We start from the raw sequence: 18235 nt of genomic DNA on the forward strand, positions 1-18235 counted from the left end.
AAGCCGAGAGTGGGGGAGCGACCAGCCACGATGGCGCCGCAGACGACAGACGACACGTCGCGGCACCCCAGCGGAGCGCCTACGCGCCGACCGCCGCCCGGAGCGGCGTCCGCGCCCCGTCGTACCGTTCCAGCAGCACCCGTGCCACCTCCGGCGCCGGACCGAGGACATCGGCGAGTACGTCCGCCTCGGCCGCGCCCCGCGCGATGCGGTCCGGCAGGAAACCGGGGGCCAGGACGTACGGGGCGACGGCGATCCGCCGGCAGCCGAGCGCGCGCAGTTCACGGACCGCGTCCTCGGTGCGGGGCAGGGATGCGGAGGCGAACGCAGGTCGCACGGCGCACCAACCGGTGTGCCGCCACTCCCGCGCGATTTCTGCGATCACTGCGATCGCCTCCGGGTCGGTGGAGCCCGCCGAGGCCAGCACGACCCCGGTCGAGGGCTTGTCGGCCGGCGTCAGACCCGCCTCGTACAGCCGGCGTTCGAGCGCCGACAGCAGCAGCGGGGAGGGACCCAGCACCTCCGCCTGGCGGATCCGGAGCAGCCGCGGCGCGTCCCGCAGGACCGCCGGGATGTCGGCCTTCGCATGGAACGCCCGGGTCAGCAGGAGAGGAAGGGCTACGACGTCGCGCACTCCCTCCGCCGCCAGGGACTCCAGCACGCGCTGCACGGACGGGACGTTGAAGTCCAGGAAACCGGTCTCCACGCGCAGCCCCGGCCGCAGCGACCGTACCCGCCGCACGAGGGCGTGCACGGTCGCGGCGTGCCGCGGGTCGCGGCTGCCGTGGGCGATGACGAGGAGTACCGGGTTGCGCATGGGGATCAGCTCTTCACCAACAGGCCGCGGCTGCGCAGCACCCGCCGCTCCAGCGGGCTGAAGATCAGCAGGTCGATCGCGATGCCGACGACCAGGATCAGCAGGATGGCGAGGAACACCATGGACATGGAGCTGGTGTTGCGGCCGTTCTCCAGCAACTGGCCGAGCCCCACGCCGAGTTCCGGCGAGGACGCGATGATCTCGGCGGCCATCAGCGACCGCCACGAGAACGCCCAGCCCTGCTTCAGGCCGGCCAGATAGCCGGGCAGCGCGGCCGGCATCACGATGTGCCAGGTGCCCCTCAGGCCGGTCGCGCCCATCGTGCGGCCCGCCCGCAGGAACAGCGGCGGCACCTGGTCGACGCCGGAGACGAGACCGTTGGCGATGGACGGGACGGCGCCGAGCAGGATCACCGCGTACATCATCGAGTTGTTCAGGCCGAGCCAGATCACGGCCGGCGGCACCCACGCCACGGACGGCAGCGACTGCAGACCCGACAGGATCGGCCCGATCGCGGCCCGTACGAACCTCACCCGGGCCACCAGCAGGCCCAGCGGCGTGCCGATCGCCAGCGCCATCAGGAAGCCCAGCAGACCGCGCGAGACGCTGGTCCAGATGTAGTCCAGAAGCGTGCCCTGCAGCCAGGCGTCCTCGACCTCGCCCCACACGTCCCCGGGGGAGGGCAGCTTGCTCGGGTCGTCGACGATGTTGAACGAGACCAGCGCCTGCCACACCAGCAGCACCAGCACGATGGCGGTGACCGGCGGCACGATCTTCTGCGTGAAGGTCGTACGGAACGGCGTACGGCCCGTCTGGACCGTCTCCAGGGCGTCCAGGCCCGCCTCGAGCCCGGCCAGGTCGTTGCCGTCCTTGACGGCGGGCGTTTCAGTGCTGGCCATGGCGGCGGATCTCCCCACGCAGTTCTTCGGTGATCTCCAGGGACAACTCCGCCACGGCGGCGTCCTCGATACGGCGCGGCTGCGGAATGTCGACCCGCCACTCCCGGGCCACGCGACCGGGACGGGAGGAGAGCAGGACGACGCGCTCGGCGAGCCGGACCGCCTCGCGCACGTTGTGCGTCACGAACAGCACCGACAGCCCCGTCTCCCGCCAGATCCGGGTCAGCTCGTCGTGCAGCACGTCACGGGTGATCGCGTCCAGCGCCGCGAACGGCTCGTCCATCAGCAGCAGCCTGCTGTCCTGGGCGAGCGCACGGGCCAGTGCCACGCGCTGGCGCATACCGCCGGACAGTTCGTGCACCCGCTTGCCGTACGCCCCCTGCAGCCGGACCAGCGCCAGCAGTTCCTCGGCGCGGCCGCGGCGCTCGGCCTTGGGCATGCCGCGCAGCTTCAGGGCGAGCTCGATGTTCCTGCCCGCGGTCAGCCACGGGAACAGGGCGTGCTCCTGGAACATCAGGGCGGGCCGGCCGTCGGTCGTGATGTCACCGGCGGTCGGCCGGTCCAGGCCCGCCACCAGGTTGAGCAGCGTCGACTTGCCGCAGCCCGAGGCGCCCAGGAGGGTGACGAACTCACCCGGCGCGACATCGAGCGTGATGTCGTCGAGAACGAGCTGCTGCCCGGCGGGGCCGGCGAAGGACTTCGAGACGTGCTCGATGCGTGCGGAGTACTCGACCGACGTACCGGCGTCGGCGGCCTTGGCGAGGGCGGTTGCCATGGTCGTCACCTCCTGGGAACTCAACGGGGCTTGGGGTTACTGGGCGCCGAGACCGGCGTCGTCGACGGTCGGCTTGCCCTCGGCGGCGAGGACCTTGTTGAGCAGGGCGAGGTCGTAGATGCCGTTCAGGTCGGGCTGGTCCAGCAGTCCGGCCTTGACGGCGTGGTCGGCCTCGGTGTTGAGGGTGGCGGCCAGCGGGTCGTTGGTGATCTGGATGGACTCCCACGCCGGGTCGAGCACCTCGGCCGGCAGCTCCTTGCCCGAGTCCACCTTGAGCTGGGCGTTCGCGGAGGCCTTGGCCTGGTCCGGGTTGGCGTTGATCCACGCGTTGGTCTTCACGGACGCGCGCAGCACCGCCTCGACGGCCTTCGGGTGATCCTTCAGGAACGACTGCGACACGATGATGTTCGTGATCACGAACTTCTTGTCGGGCCACAGGTCCGCTTCGTCGAGCAGCACCTTCGCGCCCTCGGCGACCAGCTTGGACGCGGTCGGCTCCGGCACCCACGCGCCGTCGACGGAGCCCGACTTGTAGGCGTCCGGGGTGATCTTGTTGTCGGTGCGGACGACGGAGACGTCGCCCTTGCCGCTCTCCGCGTCGACCTTCCAGCCCTGCTCGGCGATCCAGTTGAGGAACGCCACGTCCTGGGTGTTGCCGAGCTGCGGGGTCGCGATCTTCTTGCCCTTGACGTCGTCCAGGGTCCTGATCTTCTCCGGGTTGACCACCAGCTTCACGCCGCCCGACGCCGAACCGCCGATGATCCGCAGGTTCTTGCCGCCCGACTTGACGTACCCGTTGATCGCCGGGGACGGGCCGATCCAGCCGATGTCGATGGACCCCGAGTTGAGCGCCTCGATCTCGGAAGGCCCGGCGTTGAAGGTCGCGTACTCCGCCTTCGTCCCGCCCAGCTCCTTCTGGAACAGCCCCTCGTTGCGGCCCACCAGCGCGGTCGCGTGGGTGAGGTTGCCGAAGTAGCCGATCCTCACGCTGTCGAGACCGTCGATCTTCTTCGCGCCGGCGACGACCTGCTGGTTGGTGTCGTCCTGCGCCTGGGAGCCGTAGCCGCAGCCGGCGAGCGCGAGGAGGGGGAGTGCGGTTATCGCTGCGAGAGTGCGGCGGAGGGCGATGGTGGCAGGCACGGGAGGTGGTCCTCTCGTTGGCCCGGCGGGTCACGGTCTGTCAGGTCGTGGCCGGGAGGTCGGCAGGTTTTCGGCGGCGCGCCCGGGGCGCGTATGTCATCGCGCACATCGCGCCACCCCGCCCTGCCCGCTGCCGAGGGCGCCGCTGCCGACGCGGCCGCCCTCCTTCGCGAACGTGGAGAAGTAGTCCGTGGAGTTCATGATCAGAAGTCCCACCCGTCGTCCTCGGCCTCGTCCCGGACCGGCTCCGGGGAGGCGAAGGACTCGCCGACCATGCCCGCGGTGAGCGTGGTGCCGTCCGCCGGGTCGATCAGGATGAACGAGCCCGTGCGCCGCGAGTCGGCGTAGGAGTCGACCGGCAGCGGCTCGGCGGTACGGATCTTCACCCGGCCGATGTCGTTGGCGACGAGCTGTCCCGGGTGCGGGTGCAGGGACAGGTCGTCGAGCGTGAGCCGGGACGGGATGTCCTTGACGATCGCCTTGACCGTGCGGGTGCCGTGCTTGAGCAGCACCCGGTGGCCGACGGTCAGCGGGGCGTCGGCGACATGGCAGACGGTCGCCTCGATGTCCTGCGTGGTCGGCGGCGCGTCCTTGCTGGGCACGATCAGGTCGCCGCGCGAGATGTCGATGTCGTCCTCCAGCAGGAGGGTCACCGACTGCGTGGTCCAGGCGACGTCGACCGGCTTGCCCAGCAGGTCGATGCCGGAGATCTTCGTCGAGCGGCCGGAGGGCAGGACCGTGATCTGCTCGCCGACGTGGAACGCACCGGCCGCGATCTGGCCCGCGTAGCCCCGGTAGTCCGGGTGCTCGGCGGTCTGCGGCCGGATCACGTACTGCACGGGCAGACGGGCGTGGCAGTGCGCCAGGTCGTGCGCGACCGGGACGGTCTCCAGGTGCTCCAGGACGGTCGGGCCGCCGTACCAGTCCATGCTCGCGGACGGCTCCACGACGTTGTCGCCGTTCAGCGCCGAGATCGGGATCGCGGTCACCTCGGGGACGCCCAGTTCCGTGGCGTACGCCGTGAACTCCTCGGCGATCGCCGCGAACACCTTCTCCTCGTAGCCGACGAGGTCCATCTTGTTGACGGCGAGGACGACGTGCGGGACGCGCAGCAGGGCGGCGATGGCGGCGTGCCGGCGGGTCTGCTCGACGACGCCGTTGCGGGCGTCGACGAGGATCACGGTGAGTTCGGCGGTCGAGGCGCCGGTGACCATGTTGCGGGTGTACTGCACATGGCCGGGGGTGTCGGCGAGGATGAACCGGCGCCTGGGGGTGGCGAAGTAGCGGTAGGCGACGTCGATGGTGATGCCCTGCTCGCGCTCGGCGCGCAGACCGTCCGTGAGCAGCGCGAGGTCCGGGCCCTCCTGGCCGCGGCTCGCCGAGGCGCGCTCCACGGCCTCCAGCTGGTCGGCGAGGACCGACTTGGAGTCGTGCAGCAGCCGGCCGACGAGGGTGGACTTGCCGTCGTCGACGGAGCCCGCGGTGGCGAACCGCAGCAGGGTGGTGGCCGAGAGCTCCTCGGTCGTGATCGTGCTCATGCTTAGAAGTACCCCTCGCGCTTGCGGTCTTCCATCGCGGCCTCGGACAGCTTGTCGTCGGCCCGGGTGGCGCCCCGCTCGGTCAGACGGGAGGCGGCGATCTCGGCGATCACCTTCTCGATGGTGTCGGCGTCGGAGTCGACGGCGCCGGTGCAGGACATGTCGCCGACCGTGCGGTAGCGGACCTGCCGCTTCTCGACGGTCTCGCCCTCCTTGGGGCCGCCCCACTCACCGGCGGTCAGCCACATGCCGCTCCGCTGGAAGACCTCACGCTCGTGGGCGAAGTAGATCTCCGGCAGCTCGATCTCCTCGCGGGCGATGTACTGCCACACGTCCAGCTCGGTCCAGTTGGACAGCGGGAAGACGCGGACGTGCTCGCCGGGGGCGTGCCGGCCGTTGTACAGGTTCCACAGCTCGGGGCGCTGGCGGCGCGGGTCCCACTGGGAGAACTCGTCCCGCAGCGAGAACACCCGCTCCTTGGCCCGGGCCTTCTCCTCGTCGCGGCGCCCGCCGCCGAACACCGCGTCGAACTTCTCGCTCTGGATCTTCTCCGTCAGCGGAAGGGTCTGCAGCGGGTTACGGGTGCCGTCCGGGCGCTCCTTGAGCACCCCGCGGTCGATGTAGTCCTGTACGGAGGCCACATGGAGGCGCAGCCCATGTGCGGCCACCACACGGTCGCGGTAGTCGAGGACCTCGGGGAAGTTGTGCCCGGTGTCGACGTGCAGCAGCGAGAACGGCACCGGCGCGGGCGCGAACGCCTTCAGCGCCAGATGCAGCATGACGATGGAGTCCTTGCCGCCGGAGAACAGGATCACCGGCCGCTCGAACTCGCCCGCCACCTCCCGGAAGATGTGCACCGCCTCGGACTCCAGGGCGTCCAGATGCGAGAGGGCGTACGGGGTGTCCGTGCCCTCCTCGGTCGTGGCGACGGTCGTCATACCAGTCCCCTTTCGCTGAGCAGGGCGTACACCGACGCCGCGGACTCCTGCACGGTCTGGTTCTGCGACTCGATCCGCAGGTCGGGCGACTCGGGCTCCTCGTACGGGTCGTCGACGCCGGTGAGCCCCTTGAGCTCGCCCGCGGCCTGCTTGGCGTACAGGCCCTTCACGTCGCGCTCGCTGCACACCTCGACCGGAGTTGCCACGTGCACCTCGACATACGCCGTGCCGTTCGTCTGGTGCCGCTTGCGCACCGCGTCACGGCTGTCGGTGTACGGCGCGATCACCGGGACGAGCGCCTTGACGCCGTTACGGGCGAGCAGCTCGGCGACGAAGCCGATGCGCTGCACATTGGTGTGCCGGTCCTCGCGGGAGAAGCCGAGGCCCGCCGAGATGAACTCGCGGATCTCGTCTCCGTCGAGCACCTCGACGAGGTGGCCCTCTTCGCGGAGCCGGCCGGCCAGCTCGTACGCGATCGTGGTCTTGCCGGCACTCGGCAGACCCGTGAGCCAGACGGTGGCTCCGGTCGTCACGTGGTTCTCCTGGGGGTCGGTGGTCGTCATCCGTGCAGCCCGCACTCGGTCTTGGCCCGCCCGGCCCAGCGGCCGGCGCGCGCGTCCTCGCCCTCGAGGACCCGGCGGGTGCAGGGGGCGCAGCCGATGGAGGCGTATCCGTCCATCAGCAGCGGGTTGGTGAGGACGCCGTGTTCGGCGACGTAGGCGTCCACGTCGTCCTGGGTCCAGCGGGCGATGGGGGAGATCTTCACCTTCTGGCGCTTCTCGTCCCACGCGACGACCGGGGTGTTCGCCCGGGTCGGGGACTCGTCGCGGCGCAGTCCGGTCGCCCAGGCGTCGTAGCCGCGCAGGCCCTGCTCCAGCGGCTGGACCTTGCGCAGGAAGCAGCACAGGTCGGGGTCCCGGTCGTGCAGCTTCGGGCCGTACTCGGCGTCCTGCTCGGCGACCGTCTGGCGCGGGGTGAGGGTGATGACGTTGACGTCCATCACGGCCTCGACCGCGTCCCGGGTGCCGATGGTCTCCTCGAAGTGGTAGCCGGTGTCGAGGAAGACGACGTCGACTCCGGGCATCGCGCGGGAGGCGAGGTGGGCGACCACCGCGTCCTCCATCGAGGAGGTCACGCAGAACCGCTTGCCGAAGGTGTCCGCGGCCCACTGGAGGATCTCCAGCGCGGAGGCGTCCTCCAGGTCGCGGCCCGCCTGCTCGGCGAGATCCTTCAACTCCTGGGTTGCTCGGTCTTCCTGAGCCGTCGTCATGTCGGGTCCCCTCCCGTCGTGTCGTGCCGGAGCCCGCGGGCCAGCAGCCCGAGGAACTTCAGCTGGAATGCGCGGTTGCACGCCGCGCATTCCCAGGCGCCGTGGCCCTGCTCGCTGGGACGCAGGTCCTCGTCGCCGCAGTAGGGGCAGTAGAAGGGAGCGGCACGCTCACTCATGACAGAGCCTCCTCGGAGGCGCGGGCCGCCCAGGTCGCGAACCGCTCGCCCTCCTCGCGCTCCGCCTGGAAGCGCTTCAGCACGCGCTCGACGTAGTCGGGCAGCTCCTGCGCGGTGACCTTCAGACCGCGCACCTTGCGGCCGAAACCGGCCTCCAGACCGAGGGCACCGCCCAGATGCACCTGGTAGCCCTCGACCTGCTCGCCCTGGTCGTTCATGACCAGCTGCCCCTTGAGACCGATGTCCGCCACCTGGATACGGGCGCAGGCGTTCGGGCAGCCGTTGATGTTGATGGTGATCGGCTCGTCGAAGTCCGGGATCCGGCGCTCCAGTTCGTCGATCAGGGAGGCGCCGCGCGCCTTGGTCTCGACGATGGCGAGCTTGCAGTACTCGATGCCGGTGCAGGCCATGGTGCCGCGCCGGAACGGCGAGGGCTGCACCGTGAGGTCCAGCGCCTCCAGGCCCTCGGTCAGGGAGTCGACCTGCGACTCGTCGACGTCGAGCACGATCATCTTCTGCTCGACCGTGGTGCGGACCCGGCCCGAGCCGTGTGCCTCCGCCAGGTCGGCGATCTTCGTCAGGGTGGTGCCGTCGACCCGGCCGACGCGCGGGGCGAAACCGACGTAGTAACGGCCGTCCTTCTGCCGGTGCACGCCGACGTGGTCGCGCCAGCGCTCCACGGGCTGCGCGGGGGCCGGGCCGTCGACCAGCTTGCGCTTGAGGTACTCGTCCTCCAGCACCTGCCGGAACTTCTCCGCGCCCCAGTCGGCGACGAGGAACTTCAGGCGGGCGCGCGTACGCAGGCGCCGGTAGCCGTAGTCGCGGAAGATCGAGATGACGCCGTCGTAGACGTCCGGCACCTCGTCCAGCGGCACCCAGGCGCCGAGCCGGACGCCGATCTTCGGGTTGGTGGACAGACCGCCGCCGACCCACAGGTCGAAGCCGGGGCCGTGCTCGGGGTGGTCGACGCCGACGAACGCGATGTCGTTGATCTCGTGCGCCACGTCGAGCAGCGGCGAGCCGGAGATCGCGGACTTGAACTTGCGGGGCAGGTTCGAGAACGCCTTGTTGCCGATGATCCGGCGCTGGATCTCGTCGATGGCCGGGGAGCCGTCGATGATCTCGTCGGCGGCGATACCGGCGACCGGTGAGCCGAGGACGACGCGGGGCGTGTCACCGCAGGCCTCGGTGGTGGACAGGCCGACCGCCTCCAGGCGGTTCCAGATCTCGGGCACGTCCTCGATCCGGATCCAGTGGTACTGGACGTTCTGCCGGTCGGTGATGTCGGCCGTGCCGCGCGCGAACTCCTGCGAGATCTCCCCGATCACCCGCAGCTGCTGGGTGGTGAGCCGCCCGCCGTCGATGCGCACCCGCAGCATGAAGTACTCGTCGTCCAGCTCCTCCGGCTCCAGGATCGCGGTCTTGCCGCCGTCGATCCCGGGCTTGCGCTGGGTGTACAGACCCCACCAGCGCATCCGGCCGCGCAGGTCGTTGGGGTCGATGGAGTCGAAGCCGCGCTTGGAGTAGATCGTCTCAATGCGTGTCCGCACATTGAGACCGTCGTCGTCCTTCTTGAACTGCTCGTTGCCGTTGAGCGGGGTGAAGTGCCCCGCGGCCCACTGCCCCTCGCCGCGGTGACGGCTCACCTTGCGGCGGGAAGTCGCGGCGGCAGGTTCTTGCGGGGTGGCGGCCATGATCAATCGTCCTTCGGGACAGGCTGGGAAGCGGCTCTGACCTGCGCGTACGGGCGCATGGGGGCATACGGGCGCATCGTTGCGCAGGGGCAGACAAAAGGGGGGAGAACGGCGTTGCTGGAGAGGTCTCAGCTCGCCGGACAGATGGCGCTGGACATGCGGCCGAGGTCGACGTGCCGCCGACTCACCAAGGCAATTCCAGTTCCAGACATGACGGAAGCGTGTCATGGCGATCTGGACAGAGTCCAGCTTCGTCCATCATGCGGACACCCTTGTCTCGGATTCCGGAACAAGGGTGTCGTCGCTCACATGGCGCGAACGCCGTCTTGTCGGGCCAGGTCAGACAGGGTATGCGCCGGGCCAGGGGCCGGGCGGGGCCACGTCCGGCTCCTCCTCGACCTTGGTGTCGAAGAGCCGGAAGCCGCGGCGCAGGTAGTTGTCCATCGCGTGCTCGCCGTCCTTGCTGCAGGTGTGCAGCCAGACCCGCTTCGTCGGCGTCAGGCCCGGCCAGCGGTCCGCCAGGTCCCAGGCGCGCGCGGTGCCGTAGGACAGCAGGTGTCCGCCGATGCGTCGCCCGCGGAAGGCGGGAACCAGTCCGAAGTAGACGATCTCCACCACGCCGTCGTCCTGCGGCTCCAGTTCGACGTACCCGGCGGGCGTGCCCCGGTCGTAGGCCACCCAGGTCTCCACCCCGGGCCGGTCCAGGTACTCCCGCCACTGCGCGTAGGTCCAGCCGAGCCGGTCGGTCCAGCGGATGTCGCCGCCGACGGACGCGTACAGGAAACGGCTGAACTCGGGCGAGGGCACCTCGGCGCGGACGATGCGGATGTCGCCCTCTGGAGCGGCGGCCGGGAGCAGGTCGGTGGGTGCGCTCTGCTCCAGGGACCAGGTGGTCACGGGGATGTTCGTCATGCCGGACAGGGAATCATCCGGTCCGGCGCCCTGTCGATCGGCCCTAGGGCCTGTCCGGCGGATCATGCCGCAGACGCGGGGTCTGGCACGCACATCTGCCGCGTTGTCGTCGGTTGCCGACTCCCCCACGCTCGGCTTCGCTCGCGCGGGGGGACCCCCATCGCGTCGACGCCCTCCTCCGCCTTGCAGCTGCACGCACCAGACCCCGCTCACCTGCGTTCAACAGGGCGCCGCCGATTTCCTGCGACCTGACCCGCCGGACAGGCCCTAGTCCAGCGCCCGGTCGATCGTGTGCAGCGGCAGCGAGAACAGCACCCGCCCCGACTGCGACCAGACCTCGCCGGTCTCCTCCCAGTGGGACAGCGACTGCGCGGGGCCGCTCCAGCACTGATACGTCTCGTCGGTACCGCACCGCGCCGCCTGCGCGCCGCTCGGGTCCTGCCGCCACAGCGTCCCGTGCCCGTCGTGCTCACCGGCCGCGCGGGCCAGGTACCAGCGGTCGCGGTAGGAGAGCACGCCCCGGACGTCGGTGGCCTTCGTCTCGTAGGCCTCGTAGGGGCCGGTGGTCAGGAGTCCGGCGCCCGACGGGTCGTCACTGAGGGAGTAGCGCCACAGCCGGGTCGGCCGGTCGTCGTCCGCCGGTACCGACTCGCTCGCGACCAGGCTGTCCGGCGTGGTGCTGCGGTCGAGGGAGAGGCCGCCCATACGGGTACCGCCCGGCAGGCGGTACGAGCCGACGGCGGGCAGCACGTATCCGATGCCGTGTGCCGCCGGGCCGCCGGGTGTCCTGTCGGTCGCGGCGCCGGTGCCGGTGGTGGTGCGCTGGATGCGGTCCAGGTCGTACACGTACAGGGCGCGTCCCTCGTCGCCGGTGACCAGCAGCTTGTCCTGGTACCAGACCATGCCGGACAGCGGCGACAGGAGCGGGCGGTTGTCGCGCCCGTCGGCGGCGGGGACGGTGAGCAGCACCCAGGTGTAGGAGAGCCGGGCGGGGTCGTTCGCATCCACGACGGCGACCCGCGCGGCGCCCCTGTGGTCGCTCCAGCCGGAGAGGATCGCCCGGTTCGCGCCCCAGTGGCCGTCGTCGTCGGCGTCCCCGGAGGTGGTGACCGCTCCCGGCCGCCACCCCTCGGTGTCGTCCTCGGCCCAGCAGTGGGCGCGGGTGGCGGCGGGCGAGACGGGCAGCGCTCGGCGCTCGGCGCCGGTGCAGTCGGCGGCGGGACGCAGGGTGTGGTCGGCATCCGCGAGGACGGCGCCGACGCCGACGGTGCCGCCCGCCGCCGAGGCCGGCGACGGGAGCGGCTCCTCGTGGAGGCGCAGTGCCTCGAGCGAGACGTCGGAGGAGAGCGGTTTCAGGGCGCCCGGATCGGCGCTGACCGTGGCCTGGGAGGTGCTGATCAGGGTGGCGGCGCCGGTGAGCGCGAGGGCGGTCCCGGCCAGGAACGCCCGCAGCGCCCGGCCCTGCTTGCGTCGGCGGTGTCTGCCGCGATGCTTCATCCGTCCTCCCGAGGCGGGCCAACTGCGTCTGGTGATCCATGCGTTGGTCCAGGAGCAGGTGGGGTGACCCGTAGGGGATGCTACGGCAGGTCACCGGCGTCGCGGACGAAGACCCCGTAATTTCGCGGAAGATGCCACCTCGTGACCATACCGACGCACCCTCGGGTCAGGGCACGGTCGCCGCAGGTCAGGGCACGGTTGCCGACGCCCGGGCCCGGACCACCGCCGGTGCGGTCGAGTGTGGCAGCAGCTCGCGCGGGTCGGACGGCAGGATCACCTCGATCTCCACGCCCTCACGGAAACGGTACGGCCGGTGCTCCAGAAAGCTCCCGAGGTACCGCCGGACCCGCGACAGCTCGGCACGCACCGTCACCGTGCGGGCCGGATCGCCGAACATGTCCTGCGCGAGCTGCGCGGCGCTGCGGCCGGCCGGGTGCTGGGCCAGCAGGAACAGCAACTCGCTGTGCCGCGGGCTCAGTTCGTGCGTCCAGGAACCCGCGCTGCCGGAGACCGTCACCGACCAGCGGCGCGGCTGTCCCAGGTCCAGCACGATCCGGGTGGCCCCGGGCGGCACCGGCTCGTCGGCCGACTGCACCAGCCAGCCCTCGGCCAGCGGCTCCACCGTGCACAGCCCGAGCGCCGGCAACCACCGGCGGCCTGCCGACAGCGACTTGGGCAACCCGATCCGGCTGGTGTACGGCATCCCGGTCACCGTCGCGGTCCAGCCGTCCCGGTCCACCACCAGCGCACGGCCGGTCAGCCGGGCGAGCACCGGTGCGCCCACCGCGCGCAGCCGTTCCAGCGCACTCAGGTGCAGTTCACGCAGCCGCGCCTCGGCGAGCTTGGCCACCGAATCGACCCAGGCGAGGGTGGCGGGATGCATTGTCTCCAGCGGGCCGCTGACGTCCACCACGCCGATCAGCCGGCCGTCCCGCGGATCCGTGATGGGGGCGCCGGCGCAGGTCCACGAGGCGTGCGAGCGCACGAAGTGCTCCGCCGCGAACACCTGCACGGGCCGCCGTACCACCACCGGGGTGCCCACCCCGTTGGTGCCGACGACGTTCTCCCGCCAGTCGGCGCCGAGCAGGAACCCCAGTCCGTCCGCCTTGCGCAGCACCGCCGAACTGCCCTCCCGCCACAGCACCCGGCCCTCCGCGTCGGCGACCACCATGATGTGGTGAGCGGTGTCCGCGACCGACACCAGCCCCTCCCTGAGCACCGGCAGCACATGGCGCAGCGGGGACTCCTCGCGGCGCCGCCGGATCTCCTCCGGCGACAGCAGCCCGGATCTGAAGTCGTGCTCCGGGTCCACCCCGCTGCGCTGCATACGCCCCCAGGACTCCCCGATGACCGGCCGGGGAGCGAGGTGTGTGCGCTCTCCGGAGAGGGCGGCCTCGCGCATCTCGCTGAGCACCCGTGCCGCCCGCGCCGCGTCGACGGTGGCGAGCTGCGTCACGTTGATCGGCGACCGCGTCACTGAGTCCTCCCTGGATCGACCCCTGGTGTGCGACCGGTGTCGACCCCTGCGGGCCGCGGTTTCCGGTCGCGCCCTGATGGTCCGTCCCATACTGCCGCCCATTGGTGACGGAGGGGCACACTCCGGTCACCGAGATCGGAAAGTTGCAACCCCTTGCAACCCTGGTGAACAGCAGTACGGTGATTGAAACTTGAGCGACGTCGCCCGTGCGGCGCCCATGGCCTCAAGCAGGCCAGGTGGGCAGGGGTGGTGCCGTGTCGGCGCAGCACCACCCCTGCTGACGTGCTCGCACGTCCGAGTTCACGAAAGCGGTTGCGCCCGGGCCACCACCGACCTCAGGTCCAGGGTGTGCGGCAGCGTCCCGAACGCGCTGCCCCAGTCGCCGCCCAGCCGCGAGGCGCAGAACGCGTCGGCGACCTCCGGGGGCGCGTACCGCACGAGCAGCGAGCCCTGCAGCACCACCGCGAGCCGCTCGACGAGCCGTCGCGCCCGTGCCTCGATGCCCTCCAGGTCGGCGAGTTCCGTCAGCAGGTTCTTGATCGCGCCGTCCAGCCGGTGGTCCGCGCCGCGCGCCTTGCCGACCTCGGTCAGGCAGGCGTTCAGCGCGGCGGGCTCGCGCTGCAACGCCCGCAGCACATCCAGCGCCTGGACGTTGCCCGCGCCCTCCCAGATCGAGTTCAGCGGCGACTCGCGCACCAGCCGGGGCAGCCCCGACTCCTCCACGTACCCGTTGCCGCCCAGGCACTCGGCCGCCTCCACCGCCACCGGCGCACAGCGCTTGGTCACCCAGTACTTGGCGGCCGGCACCGCCAGCCGCAGAAACGCGCGCTCCTGCTCGCCTCCGTCGTCGTACGCGGCCGCGAGCCGCAGCGCGAGCGTCGTCGCCGCCTCCGACTCGAGCGCAAGATCGGCCAGAACGTTGCGCATCAGCGGTGCGTCGATCAGCTTTCCGCCGAAGGCCTCGCGGTACGTGCAGTGGTGGATCGCCTGCGCGACCGCCTGCCGCATCAGGCCGGCCGAGCCGAGCACACAGTCGAGCCGGGTCGCCGCCACCATCCCGATGATGGTCCGCACCCCGCGCCCCTCCTCGCCGACCCGGCGCGCCCAGGTCCCGTCGAACTCGACCTCGCTCGACGCGTTGGACCGGTTGCCCAGCTTGTCCTTCAGCCGCTGCAGGAGGAACGCGTTGCGGGTGCCGTCGGCGAGCACCCGCGGCACCAGGAAGCAGGTCAACCCGCCCGGCGCCTGGGCCAGTACCAGGAACCCGTCCGACATCGGCGCCGAGCAGAACCACTTGTGCCCCGTCAGCTCGTACGTCCCGTCCTGAGCAAGGGGCCGGGCGACGGTCGTGTTGGCGCGGACGTCGCTGCCGCCCTGCTTCTCCGTCATGCCCATCCCGAACAGCACCCCGGCCTTCTGGCCGGCGGGCCGCAGCTCACGGTCGTAGACCATGGACGTCAGGCGTGGCTCCCACTCGGCGGCCAGCTCGGGATCCGCGCGCAGGGCGGGCACCGCTGCGTGGGTCATCGACAGCGGGCAGCCGTTGCCCGCGTCGACCTGCGACCAGACCAGGAACCCGGCCGCCCGTCGCACATGCCCGCCGGGCCGCACCCAGGCCGCGGTCAGGCCCGCCGCGACGCCCTTGCCGAGCAGCCGGTGCCAGGCCGGATGGAAGTCGACCTCGTCGATCCGGTGGCCGTAGCGGTCATGGGTGCGCAGCCTCGGCGCGTGCTCGTTGGCCAACACCCCCCACTCCTGCACCTGCGCCGACCCGGCGGTCCGCCCGAGCGCCGCCAGCTCGCCGAGGCCCTCGTCGAGCAGGGCGGGGTCGAGGTGCCGTTCGACGGCGGCCACCAGGGCACGGTCGGCGGTGAAGACGTCGTAGCCGACGAGCGGCGGGGGCTGGTTGGTCACGGTGTGGGTGCTGCGTGCCATGTGTGCGAACCTACCGCGCGGTACGGGCGGGGTCACCCCGCGGACACGGCAGCCCTCGGCCCGCCGTCCCACCAGGGTGAACCGGGCCCCGCACGGCGGATACCTTTGGTTTGTGCAGCCAGCAAGTGAATCCCCCGCGCCGTCCGGCCGCCTCCACCGGGCGCGTGCCCTCTACCGGAACGTCTCCAAGCGCAGGACCGCCTGGCTGCTGCTCAAGGACACCGTCAACTCCTGCATCGAGTACCGCATTCTCGGTCTGGCCGCCGAGGCCGCGTTCTTCACCCTGCTGTCCGTGCCGCCGCTGCTGCTCAGCCTGATCGGCCTGCTCGGCTACGTCGACGACTGGACCGGCACCGACACGATCTCCAGCCTGGAGACCAACCTCCTGGAGGCCTCGCGCACCGTCCTGTCCGACAAGGGCGTGACCCAGATCGCGCAGCCGATCCTCGACGATGTGATGAAGGGCGGCCGTCCCGACGTCATCTCCATAGGCTTCCTGTTCGCCCTGTGGTCCGGATCCCGCGCGGTGAACGTCTTCATCGACACCATCACCGTCATGTACGGCCTCGACGGTGTCCGCGGGATCGTCAGGACCCGCCTGGTGGCGTTCCTGCTGTTCCTCGCGGCCCTGCTGATCGGCTCGGTCGCGCTGCCGCTGATGGTGGCCGGCCCGGACGCGGTGGTGCGGATCCTGCCGTGGTCGACGACGGTCGTGCAGGTCCTGTACTGGCCCGTGGTGATCGTGCTGTCCATCGCCTTCCTGACCACGCTCTACCACGTGTCGGTGCCGGTGCGCTCGCCCTGGGTGGAGGACGTCCCCGGCGCTCTGGTCGCCCTCGCCATGTGGGTGCTGGGCAGCTTCCTTCTGCGGATCTACCTGACGAACACCATCGAGGGCGCGACGATCTACGGCTCCCTCGCCGCCGCCGTCGCCGTGCTGCTGTGGATCGGCGTGTCCGCCTTCGCCGTCCTCGTCGGGGCCGCCGTCAACGCGGCCATCGACCGGGTCTGGCCCGCCGCCGCCACGGCCGCCGCCCGCGCCGCCAACGAGCGGATGCGGGAGGCCCAGGTCGCCGAGTACGTCGCCCGCGCGGCCGCGGCCCGCGAGAACGACCCGGACCCGGACGACCCCGACATGCCGTCCGAGTTCCCGGAGCGCTGGTCCCGCTTCCTCCCGCCGGAGGACGTGACCTCCCGCCTGCGCACGCAGGTCAAGAGCACGCACAAGGGGGGCGGGGAGACGCCGCCGCAGGAGTAGGGCTTCGGTGGGGGCTCAGGCCTTCCACGTCCCCGCCGCCGCGGCTTCGGCGGCGAACTCCGCGAAGTCGCGCGGCTCGCGCCCCAGCACCCGCTGGACGCCGTCCGAGAGATGCGCGTTCCGCCCGTCGAGCAGCGTCTCGAACACCTCCACGAGCAGCTCGACCTCCTCGTCCGGCACACCGAGTCCGGCCAGGTACTCGCCGTACGCGCGCGGCGGGACGGGCCTGTACGTCAGCTCGCGCCCGGTCGCCTTCGCGATCTCCGCGACCGCCTCCCCGAACGTCAGCAGCCGCGGCCCGGACACGTCGACCGCCTTCCCCACGTACCGGTCGCCCGCCAGCAGCACCGCCACCACCACGTCGGCGATGTCCCGCACATCGATGAACGGCTCACGCACCTCACCACCGGGGAACACCAGCTCCCCGCCCAGCCGCAACCCCTCCACCAGCGGCCCTTCGCTGAAGTTCTGCATGAACCACGCGGCCTGCACGACCGTCCAGTCCGCGGCCGACTCCCGCAGTGCCTCCTCGGTCGGCCGCGCCTGCTCCTCGCCGCGCGCCGACAGCAGCACCAGCCGCCGTACGCCGAGCGAGACCGCCTCGTGCGCGAGCAGCCCCACCGCCCGTGTGGCCGCCGCCGAACCGACGTCCCCGGGGTGCACGAGATACGCAGCGTCTGCGCCCCGCAGCGTCTGCGCCCACGTCGACCGGTCCGCCCAGTCGAAGCCCTGGGCGCGCGTGGCGGGCCGCACCGTCAGCCCGGCGGCCTGCGCGGCCCGGGCGACCCGGCTTCCCGTACGACCGGACGCACCGGTCACCACCACCGTCATGTCCGTTTTCCGTGTCATGAGTCCAGTGAACTGCCGCAGTGCGGTACGGGCCCATCGCTGAACGGCTCGTTCCCATACGTGCACGTCTACGCTGGCCGCATGGATGCACTCGCAGGTCTCCTGGAGGGTCCACGCGCACGTGGCGCCTTCATGATCCGGGCGTGCTTCGATCCGCCGTGGGCCGTCCGGGTGGAGGACCAGGCGCCGCTGACGGTGATGCTGATGGTGCGCGGCGACGCCTGGGTGGTCCCGGACACGGGGGAGCGGGTGCGGCTGCGGGCCGGTGACCTCGCCATCGCCCGCGGCCCCGACCCCTATACCTGCGCCGACGACCCCGGCACGCCGCCGCAGGCGCTGATCCTGCCGGGCGCCGAGTGCCGCTACCCCGACGGCACCTCCCTGCGCGGCTCCATGGACCTGGGCGTACGCACCTGGGGCGACCGGCTCGACGGCTCGGCGGTCATGCTGATCGGCACCTACCTCTGGCAGGGCGAGATCAGCGGTCGGCTGCTGGACGCGCTGCCGCCGTTGCTGTCCCTGCCGACGGACGTGTGGCGCTGCCCGCTCACGCCGCTGCTCATGGAGGAGATCGTGCGCGACGAACTGGGCCAGGAGGTCGTCCTGGACCGGCTGCTGGACCTGCTGGTCATCGCCGCGCTGCGGGCCTGGTTCTCCCGGCCCGAGGCCGAGGCCCCCGCCTGGTACCGGGCGTTGGCGGACCCGGTCGTGGGCCGGGTGCTGCGCCTCGTCCAGGACGACCCCGCCCACCCGTGGACCGTGGCGTCGCTCGCCGTCAAGGCCGGGGTGTCGCGGGCCGCGCTGGCCCGCCGCTTCACCGACCTGGTCGGTGAACCCCCCATGGCCTACCTCACCGGCTGGCGCCTCGCCCTCGCCGCCGACCGGCTGCGCGACTCCGACGACACCCTGGAGGCGATCGCCCGCCAGGTCGGCTACGGCAGCGCCTTCGCCCTGTCCAACGCCTTCAAACGGGTGTACGGGGTCAGCCCGCAGGAACACCGGACGCGGGGAGCGCAGATCGTCGGGGTCGCCGGACAGGCCCTGGGGGCGTCGTAGTCTG

At 71.4% G+C, this 18235-nt stretch carries 18 protein-coding genes; 2 read left to right on the forward strand and 16 right to left on the reverse strand.

Annotated features, from left to right (window positions below; all coding sequences use genetic code 11):
* Nucleotides 1-79: 79 nt before the first annotated feature.
* The 15 genes from ACFVJQ_RS16865 to ACFVJQ_RS16935 all read right to left on the reverse strand — a co-directional run bounded on the left by ACFVJQ_RS16865 (nt 80) and on the right by ACFVJQ_RS16935 (nt 15068).
* Nucleotides 80-817 carry a sirohydrochlorin chelatase gene (locus tag ACFVJQ_RS16865; protein WP_385784533.1) on the reverse strand — a complete coding sequence of 246 codons (738 nt, stop codon included), beginning with the start codon at nt 815-817 and terminating at the stop codon, nt 80-82.
* A 5-nt stretch (nt 818-822) separates the two neighbouring features.
* On the reverse strand, nt 823-1716 hold the full coding sequence (locus tag ACFVJQ_RS16870) for an ABC transporter permease (RefSeq protein WP_224737158.1): 894 nt from the start codon (nt 1714-1716) through the stop codon (nt 823-825).
* On the reverse strand, nt 1703-2491 hold the full coding sequence (locus ACFVJQ_RS16875; RefSeq protein WP_385509623.1) for an ABC transporter ATP-binding protein: 789 nt from the start codon (nt 2489-2491) through the stop codon (nt 1703-1705). The genes ACFVJQ_RS16870 and ACFVJQ_RS16875 overlap by 14 nt, the downstream gene beginning before the upstream one ends.
* 36 nt (nt 2492-2527) lie before the next feature.
* A complete protein-coding gene (locus tag ACFVJQ_RS16880) occupies nt 2528-3631 on the reverse strand; it encodes an aliphatic sulfonate ABC transporter substrate-binding protein (protein ID WP_385784537.1) in 1104 nt (367 codons plus the stop codon).
* A gap of 203 nt (nt 3632-3834) precedes the next feature.
* Nucleotides 3835-5169 (reverse strand): sulfate adenylyltransferase subunit 1, encoded by a 1335-nt coding sequence (locus ACFVJQ_RS16885; RefSeq protein WP_385509625.1) that lies wholly within the window; start codon nt 5167-5169, stop codon nt 3835-3837.
* Nucleotides 5170-5171: 2 nt separating this feature from the next.
* Nucleotides 5172-6107 carry a sulfate adenylyltransferase subunit CysD gene (gene cysD / locus ACFVJQ_RS16890; protein ID WP_385509626.1) on the reverse strand — a complete coding sequence of 312 codons (936 nt, stop codon included), beginning with the start codon at nt 6105-6107 and terminating at the stop codon, nt 5172-5174.
* The gene (cysC, locus tag ACFVJQ_RS16895; RefSeq protein ID WP_385784540.1) at nt 6104-6670 is read right to left on the reverse strand and encodes an adenylyl-sulfate kinase; all 567 of its coding nucleotides are present in this window, start codon (nt 6668-6670) and stop codon (nt 6104-6106) included. Before cysC ends, cysD begins: the two co-directional genes overlap by 4 nt.
* A complete protein-coding gene (locus ACFVJQ_RS16900) occupies nt 6667-7377 on the reverse strand; it encodes a phosphoadenylyl-sulfate reductase (RefSeq protein WP_385509628.1) in 711 nt (236 codons plus the stop codon). The genes cysC and ACFVJQ_RS16900 overlap by 4 nt, the downstream gene beginning before the upstream one ends.
* Nucleotides 7374-7553: a hypothetical protein gene (locus tag ACFVJQ_RS16905; protein WP_385509629.1), complete on the reverse strand. Its 180-nt coding sequence runs from the start codon at nt 7551-7553 to the stop codon at nt 7374-7376. The genes ACFVJQ_RS16900 and ACFVJQ_RS16905 overlap by 4 nt, the downstream gene beginning before the upstream one ends.
* Nucleotides 7550-9247, reverse strand: a complete 1698-nt coding sequence (locus ACFVJQ_RS16910) for a nitrite/sulfite reductase (protein ID WP_385784544.1) — start codon at nt 9245-9247, stop codon at nt 7550-7552. The genes ACFVJQ_RS16905 and ACFVJQ_RS16910 overlap by 4 nt, the downstream gene beginning before the upstream one ends.
* 128 nt (nt 9248-9375) lie before the next feature.
* A complete protein-coding gene (locus ACFVJQ_RS16915; protein ID WP_309486338.1) occupies nt 9376-9459 on the reverse strand; it encodes a putative leader peptide in 84 nt (27 codons plus the stop codon).
* A 127-nt stretch (nt 9460-9586) separates the two neighbouring features.
* Complete coding sequence (locus ACFVJQ_RS16920; protein WP_385509631.1) at nt 9587-10159, reverse strand: GNAT family N-acetyltransferase; 573 nt, start codon at nt 10157-10159, stop codon at nt 9587-9589.
* Nucleotides 10160-10426: 267 nt separating this feature from the next.
* Nucleotides 10427-11656, reverse strand: a complete 1230-nt coding sequence (locus tag ACFVJQ_RS16925; RefSeq protein ID WP_385509632.1) for a hypothetical protein — start codon at nt 11654-11656, stop codon at nt 10427-10429.
* A gap of 187 nt (nt 11657-11843) precedes the next feature.
* Nucleotides 11844-13133 (reverse strand): GAF domain-containing protein, encoded by a 1290-nt coding sequence (locus ACFVJQ_RS16930; protein ID WP_385509633.1) that lies wholly within the window; start codon nt 13131-13133, stop codon nt 11844-11846.
* A 300-nt stretch (nt 13134-13433) separates the two neighbouring features.
* A complete protein-coding gene (locus ACFVJQ_RS16935) occupies nt 13434-15068 on the reverse strand; it encodes an acyl-CoA dehydrogenase family protein (RefSeq protein WP_385784549.1) in 1635 nt (544 codons plus the stop codon).
* A gap of 112 nt (nt 15069-15180) precedes the next feature.
* Between ACFVJQ_RS16935 and ACFVJQ_RS16940 the strand changes: the two genes are divergently transcribed.
* Complete coding sequence (locus ACFVJQ_RS16940) at nt 15181-16326, forward strand: YihY/virulence factor BrkB family protein (RefSeq protein ID WP_385509636.1); 1146 nt, start codon at nt 15181-15183, stop codon at nt 16324-16326.
* A 15-nt stretch (nt 16327-16341) separates the two neighbouring features.
* Here ACFVJQ_RS16940 and ACFVJQ_RS16945 read toward each other — a convergent pair whose 3' ends face one another.
* The gene (locus ACFVJQ_RS16945; RefSeq protein ID WP_385509637.1) at nt 16342-17175 is read right to left on the reverse strand and encodes an NmrA family transcriptional regulator; all 834 of its coding nucleotides are present in this window, start codon (nt 17173-17175) and stop codon (nt 16342-16344) included.
* Nucleotides 17176-17256: 81 nt separating this feature from the next.
* Here ACFVJQ_RS16945 and ACFVJQ_RS16950 point away from each other — a divergent pair, with 81 nt between their 5' ends.
* The gene (locus tag ACFVJQ_RS16950) at nt 17257-18231 is read left to right on the forward strand and encodes an AraC family transcriptional regulator (RefSeq protein WP_385784553.1); all 975 of its coding nucleotides are present in this window, start codon (nt 17257-17259) and stop codon (nt 18229-18231) included.
* Nucleotides 18232-18235 lie beyond the last annotated feature (4 nt).

The sequence above is a fragment of the Streptomyces sp. NPDC127197 genome, assembly GCF_042672405.1.
Classification (GTDB): Bacteria; Actinomycetota; Actinomycetes; order Streptomycetales; family Streptomycetaceae; genus Streptomyces; species Streptomyces flavusporus.